The 6,218-nt window shown below is 68.9% G+C and carries 6 protein-coding genes and 1 pseudogene; 2 read left to right on the forward strand and 5 right to left on the reverse strand.

Annotated elements, in window-relative coordinates; all coding sequences use genetic code 11:
* Positions 1 to 2: 2 nt before the first annotated feature.
* The 3 genes from FN976_RS24495 to FN976_RS24505 are packed head-to-tail and all read right to left on the reverse strand — an operon-like array spanning position 3 to position 2,694.
* Complete coding sequence (locus FN976_RS24495) at positions 3 to 872, reverse strand: YbgC/FadM family acyl-CoA thioesterase (RefSeq protein ID WP_145895856.1); 870 nt, start codon at positions 870 to 872, stop codon at positions 3 to 5.
* Positions 869 to 1,780, reverse strand: a complete 912-nt coding sequence (locus tag FN976_RS24500; RefSeq protein WP_145895858.1) for an alpha/beta hydrolase — start codon at positions 1,778 to 1,780, stop codon at positions 869 to 871. Before FN976_RS24500 ends, FN976_RS24495 begins: the two co-directional genes overlap by 4 nt.
* 44 nt (positions 1,781 to 1,824) lie before the next feature.
* Positions 1,825 to 2,694, reverse strand: coding sequence for a 2-keto-4-pentenoate hydratase (locus FN976_RS24505; RefSeq protein ID WP_145895860.1), 870 nt, complete (start codon positions 2,692 to 2,694; stop codon positions 1,825 to 1,827).
* A gap of 60 nt (positions 2,695 to 2,754) precedes the next feature.
* Here FN976_RS24505 and FN976_RS24510 point away from each other — a divergent pair, with 60 nt between their 5' ends.
* Positions 2,755 to 3,891, forward strand: a complete 1,137-nt coding sequence (locus tag FN976_RS24510) for an iron-containing alcohol dehydrogenase (RefSeq protein WP_145895862.1) — start codon at positions 2,755 to 2,757, stop codon at positions 3,889 to 3,891.
* A gap of 48 nt (positions 3,892 to 3,939) precedes the next feature.
* Here the strand turns inward: FN976_RS24510 and FN976_RS24515 are convergent, their stop codons facing one another.
* Entirely contained in the window at positions 3,940 to 5,028 is a 1,089-nt protein-coding gene (locus FN976_RS24515) for a patatin-like phospholipase family protein (protein WP_145895864.1), read from the reverse strand.
* Between the two features lie 65 nt (positions 5,029 to 5,093).
* On the opposite strand from FN976_RS24515, the gene FN976_RS24520 reads away from it, so the two are divergent.
* Positions 5,094 to 6,038 (forward strand): alpha/beta hydrolase, encoded by a 945-nt coding sequence (locus tag FN976_RS24520; RefSeq protein ID WP_145895866.1) that lies wholly within the window; start codon positions 5,094 to 5,096, stop codon positions 6,036 to 6,038.
* 53 nt (positions 6,039 to 6,091) lie between these two features.
* Here FN976_RS24520 and FN976_RS24525 read toward each other — a convergent pair.
* A pseudogene (locus FN976_RS24525) lies at positions 6,092 to 6,218 on the reverse strand (IS630 family transposase); the annotation flags it as partial.

A 6,218-nucleotide genomic window follows, 5' to 3' on the forward strand; every position in this document is an offset into this window, starting at 1 on the left:
AACTAAGCCGCGAACGGCAGCGGGCGCGCCATCGCCACATGGGCGATCCCGGCTTCGTCGAACGGCTCGCCCACGGCAGCGAAACCCAGGCGTGCGTAGAAAGTCTCCGCGCTGCGTTGGGCATGCAGCTCCACGCGCGTGTCGCCGCGCGTCGATGCCGCCTGCGCCAGCGCGCGCAGGACCTGCTCGCCCACGCGCGTGCCGCGCAGCACCTGGTGCACCGCCATCCGGCCGATCTTCGCAACCCCCGGCCCCGCGGCCAGCAGGCGCCCGGTGGCCACCGGCTGGCCCAGGCGGTTGTAGGCGACTGCATGGATGGCGTCCTCGTCCGCCACGTCCCATTCCAGGTCGGCCGGAATGCGCTGCTCTTCGACGAAGACCGCCGTGCGGATGGCGCGGGCGTCCGCGCCCAGCCGGCTCCAGGGCCCGGTCTCCACGCGCAGCATGGCTTCGCCGGCTTCATAGCCAATCAGGATGTCACGCAAGGCCTGGGGCACGGGGCGGGAGGTCTGCGTGGCCGGGTTGGCGAACACGTAGATCAGCTCGCAGGTGATCAACAACTGGTCACCGCGATAGATGGCGCCCAGGAAGGTCATCGAGGAATTGCCGATGCGCGCGCATTTCATGCCCACGTCGAGCCGGTCGTCCATGCGTGCGGATGCGTGGAACTCGATGCCGGCTTTCTTCACGTACAAGTCGCCGTCGAGCTGGTGCATCGCTTCCTCGTACGGCATCGCGAGCGCGCGCCAATAGTCCGCGACGGCAGTGTCGAAGTACATCAGGTAGTGCGCGTTGAACACGATCTTCTGCATGTCCACTTCGGCCCAGCGCACCCGCAGGCGATGGAAAAACCGGAAATCTTCTCGCTTCATGCTGCAAACGCCTCTCGCAACGCGGCCGCGGCGTCGGCATGCGCCTGTTTCGCCTCGGGCAGGATGCGCCCCATCTTGATGAATTCGTGCGTGACGCCACGGTAGATCTCGAGCGCCACGGGCACGCCCGCTGCCCGGAGTTTATCCGTGTACAGCAGGCAGTCGTCGAACAGGGGATCGCACTCCGCCAGGCCGAACCAGGCCGGCGCCACGCCTTCCACGTCGGGCGCATTCAAAGGTGAGAAGCGCCAGTCGTCGCGCTCGGTCCCGGCGATGTAGTGCCCGAAAAAGTACTCGATGTGCGCCTGTTCCAGCACCAGCCCCGCGCCGTATCGCTGGTGCGAGAGGGTTTCCTGCCGGCCGGCACACCCCGGGTAGAACAGGAGCTGCAGGGCCACGCGAATCCCGGCGTCGCGCGCGAGCAAGGCACAGACGGTGGCCAGTGTGCCGCCCGCACTGTCGCCGCCCAGCGCGAGGCGGTGGGTATCCAGACCCAGTTCCGGGGCATGCCGGGTGACGTGCCGCACCGCTTCCCAGGCGTCTTCCACCGCCGTCGGGAACCGATGCTCCGGGGCCAGCCGGTAGTCGACGGAAACGACGGCGCAACCGGCTTGGCGGCTCAGGGTGCGGCACAGGGCGTCGTGCGTCGTGACGCTGCCGATGGTGAAGCCGCCGCCGTGGAAGTAGACCAGCACGGGCAATGGATCGGTCCGCGGCGCGTAGAGGCGCGCATGCAGAGGTGTGCCGTCTCGCGCCGGGATGACCAAGTCTTCCACGCGCGGCAGGACGGCAGCGGGAATCTCCAGCACACCAGCGCCGGCCGCGTACGCCGCCCGGGCCTCGGCGGGCGGCAGCGCATGCAGTGGAGTGTGGCCGGCCCGCGCCATCCGTTCGAGCACGGAACGCATGGCGGGGGTCAGTTCCGGGTATTGCGGGAGAAACGCCAACACCGCTACTTGAACTGCACCCACACCGGCGCGGCGCCAGGCAAACCCCCATAGGTCGCCGTGGCCTTCAAGCCGGCTTTGGGCGGCAGCAAGGGCGAGAACGAGCCCAGGCTGATCAACTCGCCGGGCTTCATCGCCAGGCCTTCCTTGGCCAGCGCTTCGGCCAGCCAGACGACCGCGTTCAGCGGATGCTCCAGGATGTCGCTGCCCTTGCCCTTGCCCAGCTCGGCCCCGGCGCCGTCGGCCAGCACCACGTTCATGTCGCGCAGCGCGTCCAGCATGGCGTAGCGTTCCGCACGGGTCGCCGGCACGGCCATCGGCGTCCCCGCGACGCCCAGCCGCGCGCCGACATTGATCGCGTCGATGGCGGGGCCGTTCAGCCTGGGGGGCGCCTGCACCACCAGGTCGGGCAACTCGATGAAGGGGATGATCTGGTCGATCGCCAGCAGCACGTCCATCGGCGTCCTGGCCTGGTTGATGGACGCGTCCTTGACGCGCACCAGCATGTCGGCCTCGAACAGCGGGCGTGCGCCGAACGCCGCATCCACCGAGGCGCCGTTGGCGAGCACCATGCCCTGGTAGAGCTTGCCCCACACGGGCTTGTCGTGGTTGAAGCGCTTCTGAACGGCCGGGTTGGTGAGCCCGGCCTTGTAGCCGATCACCTTGCCGAGCCGTTGCTCGAGCAGAGCGTTGACCTTGGCGCGGCTGCAGGCGCCGTCGGCCTCCGAGAGGCCTTCGGGGTTGGCAGCCGGCGTGCGCGCCATCATCTGGGCCACCAGCTCCTGGACCTGCGCATCGGTCATGCAGGCGGCCTGGGCCGTGCTGGCAGCGGCTATCGCGAGCGCGACGCCGCAAAGGAAAGTCGGGGTAGGCATGGGGGGTCTCCTCGCTTACAGTGAAGGTCTTCTTTTCGACATCGTACAGCGCGTCCCACCATGGCATTCATCTTCTACGTCACCCAGATCCAGTTCGATTTCGGCGCCATCAAGCTGCTCAAGCAGGAGTGCGAGCGGGTCGGCATCAGCAAGCCGCTGATCGTCACCGACCCGGGCGTCAAGGCCGCCGGCGTGCTGCAGAAGGCGCTGGACGCCCTGCCCGGCATGGCCTACGCCGTCTTTGACCAGACGCCCTCCAACCCGACCGAGGCGGCCGTGCGCGCAGCCGCCGACGTGTACAGGGCGCAAGGCTGTGACGGTCTCATCGCGGTGGGCGGCGGCTCGGCGATCGACTGTGCCAAGGGGGTCGCCATCGCGGCCACCCACGAAGGTCCCCTGACCCACTACGCCACCATCGAAGGCGGCTCGCCCCGCATCACCGACCGCGCGGCGCCACTGATCGCCGTGCCGACCACCAGCGGCACCGGCAGCGAAGTGGCGCGCGGCGCCATCATCATCGTGGACGACCACCGCAAGCTGGGCTTCCATTCCTGGCACCTGGTGCCCAAGGCGGCCATCTGCGACCCGGAGCTCACGTTCGGCCTGCCGGCCAAGCTGACCGCGGCCACCGGCATGGACGCCATCGCGCACTGCATGGAAACCTTCATGTCGGCGGCCATCAATCCACCGGCCGACGGCATCGCGCTGGACGGGCTCGAGCGCGGCTGGGCCAACATCGAACGCGCCACGCGGGACGGTTCGGACCGCCAGGCGCGCTTCAACCTGATGAGCGCCTCCATGCAAGGCGCCATGGCGTTCCAGAAGGGCCTCGGCTGCGTGCATTCGCTCAGCCACAGCCTGGGCGGTGTCGACCCGCGTCTGCACCATGGCACCCTGAATGCGATGTTCCTGCCGGCCGTGGTGCGCTTCAACGCGGAAACAGCGTCGGTGCAGAAGGACCGCCGGCTTGAGCGCATGGCGCATGCCATGGGCCTGGCCTCGGCGGGCGACATCCCCGACGCCATCCGCGACATGAATGCCCGCCTGGGCCTGCCCGCCGGCCTCGCCGAGATGGGTGTGCAGCGCGACTGGTTCGACCGCATCATCCATGGCGCGCTCGCGGACCACTGCCACAAGACCAACCCGCGCGAGGCCAGCGCGCGCGACTACGAAGAGATGCTCGCCACCTCGCTCTGACGGACCCTCACCCGACCCCAGCTGCGCAAGCTGGTGCGGCGCGGCCTGCTACAGGGCTTCCACCCGCGCGACATCGGGCTGATGAAGCCATTGCGCGAATTCATCCGCCAGCTGGGCGCTGGCGGAGGTCGCCGCGGTCCAGGCCGTGACCCGTGCCTGCAGCTCGGTGCCGTAGCGCGGGAAATCCGTGCGGTCCGGCAGCTTGCCGTTGGGCAGCGTGCGCACCCAGTCGGGGTCGGGGGCCAGCACCACCATGTGGTCCAGGAACGCCGTGGCACGGTGCCGCCATTTGAAGCCCTTGTCCAGCCAGCCCGGCACGACGGCCCGCTGGAAGTGCGGGTACAGCACGATCCCTGCGTTGTCCTTCTCGCGATAGTGCAGGTGCAGGTGGTAATCCGTGATCCCGCCATCCCAGTAGGCGCCGCGCGGCGCCCCCGGAATGTCGTGGATCGCCTTCAGCACGAACGGAATCGAACAACTGGCCTGCAACGCCGGAAAGAAATTCGCTTCGGAGAGGCCGACCTGGCGGGTGCGGTAATCGCCCGTGCCGAACGGCAAGGCAGCGGGAGCTTCCTGGTGCGGGCTGGAGAAGACCACCCGCTCCAGCCAGGCGCCCATCGCCTTGCGATGGAGGGTGTTGCTGAGGAACGCACCGAGGTAGCCCATGGGGGTGCCCAGCCGGTGCTCGCGTCCGAGCACGTGCCGCCCGCGCGAGGTCACGATGTGCAGCCGAAAGCGCGGATGCGCGAGCACCTCGCCCACCCGGCCGCCGTAGAACAGCTGCAGGTTGTGCGCGAAGCGCTCCGAGATGTGGTCGGCGGTCGGCGTCTTGCGGCCGGGCCGCAGCTCGTAGTCCTGCGCGATGTAGTCGCGCTCCAGCCGCTCGAAGGCGGCGACCGAATCGTTGAGGCACGCCGTGGCCATGCGCCAGGCGCCGATGGACGCGCCCACCAGGTCGATCGCGTGGTCCGATTTGGGCAGCCATTCACCGAACAGGAAACGATCCAGCGGCCCGAGGATGAGGCCCTTCGGCCCGCCAGCGGCCGCCGGCACCACCCCCACGTCACGCGGCTGCAGGCCATGCTTCTCGATGTGGCGCCGGGCACCGGGGCCGGCGTAGATGCGCAGGGCTTGCATGGGGAAATTGTAGGTGGCGGCCAAATCGCGCCTCGTGCGACACTCGCCGCGAGGACCTTTTCCCCATGCTGCACCCCCAAGCCCAAGCCCTGCTGCGCCTGCTGCAGGAAAAAGGCGTCGCGCCCGCCCACGTCCTGACGCCGGAGGAGAACCGGCGGCTCTATCGCGAACGCGCCGGCTACACGCAGCCGCCGCCGCCGGTGGTGGCGCTGTCGCAAGACCTGGCGATTCCCGGCACCGGTGGCCCGATCCCGGCCCGCCTGATCCGGCCGCCAGGCAGCGGGAACGACGAGCGCCTGCCCGTCCTCGTCTTCTTCCATGGCGGCGGATGGGTGATCGGCGACCTGGACACCCACGACACGTTGTGCCGCGAACTCGCCAATGGCGCGGGATGTGCCGTCCTCTCGGTCGACTACCGCCTGGCGCCGGAGCATCGCTTCCCGGCGGCGGCCGAGGATGCCATCGCGGCGCTGGGCTGGGTGGCGTCAAACGCCGCGGCGCTGTCGCTCGACGCGTCACGCATGGCCGTCGGTGGTGACAGCGCGGGCGGCAACCTCGCGGCGGTGGCGGCACTGGCCGCTCGCGACAGCGGCGGCCCGCAGCTGCGCTTCCAGCTTCTGATCTATCCCGTCACCGACCTGCGGCGCGGCAGCGATTCCTATCGGGCGCGGGCCACGGGCTACACCTTGGGCGCGGACAGCATGGCGTACTTCTGCACGCACTACCTCGGCGAAGGCGAAGCCGGGCTGGTGACGGATTGGCGCGCATCGCCCCTGCTCCATCCGGACCTCTCGCGCCTGCCGCCGGCGCTGGTCCTGGTGGCCGAATACGACCCGCTGCATGACGAAGGCGTGCAATACGCCCACGCACTCAGCGCGGCCGGGTCCCCGGCCACGCTGGTGAATTTCGCGCGCCAGATGCACGGCTTCATCCTGATGGGCGCCGTGATCGACGAAGCGAACACCGCGGTGCAGCTGTGCGCCGCGCAACTCCGGCAGGCCCTCCGCTAGGAGACTGGGCGGCAGAGAAACGGGCCTGCGCCGGCACCTGAATCAGCGCCAGGCTAGTGTCCTGTCCCGTTAATTCGCGAACACAGTCGCACGATCTTTTCTAGGATCGAGTCGGCTGTCGCAGTCCAGGTGAAGGGCTTGCAGGACTCGTTGTACCTGGTGACGAATTCGTCGATCTTC

Source organism: Caenimonas sedimenti, assembly GCF_007833165.1.
Classification (GTDB): Bacteria; Pseudomonadota; Gammaproteobacteria; order Burkholderiales; family Burkholderiaceae_C; genus Ramlibacter; species Ramlibacter sedimenti.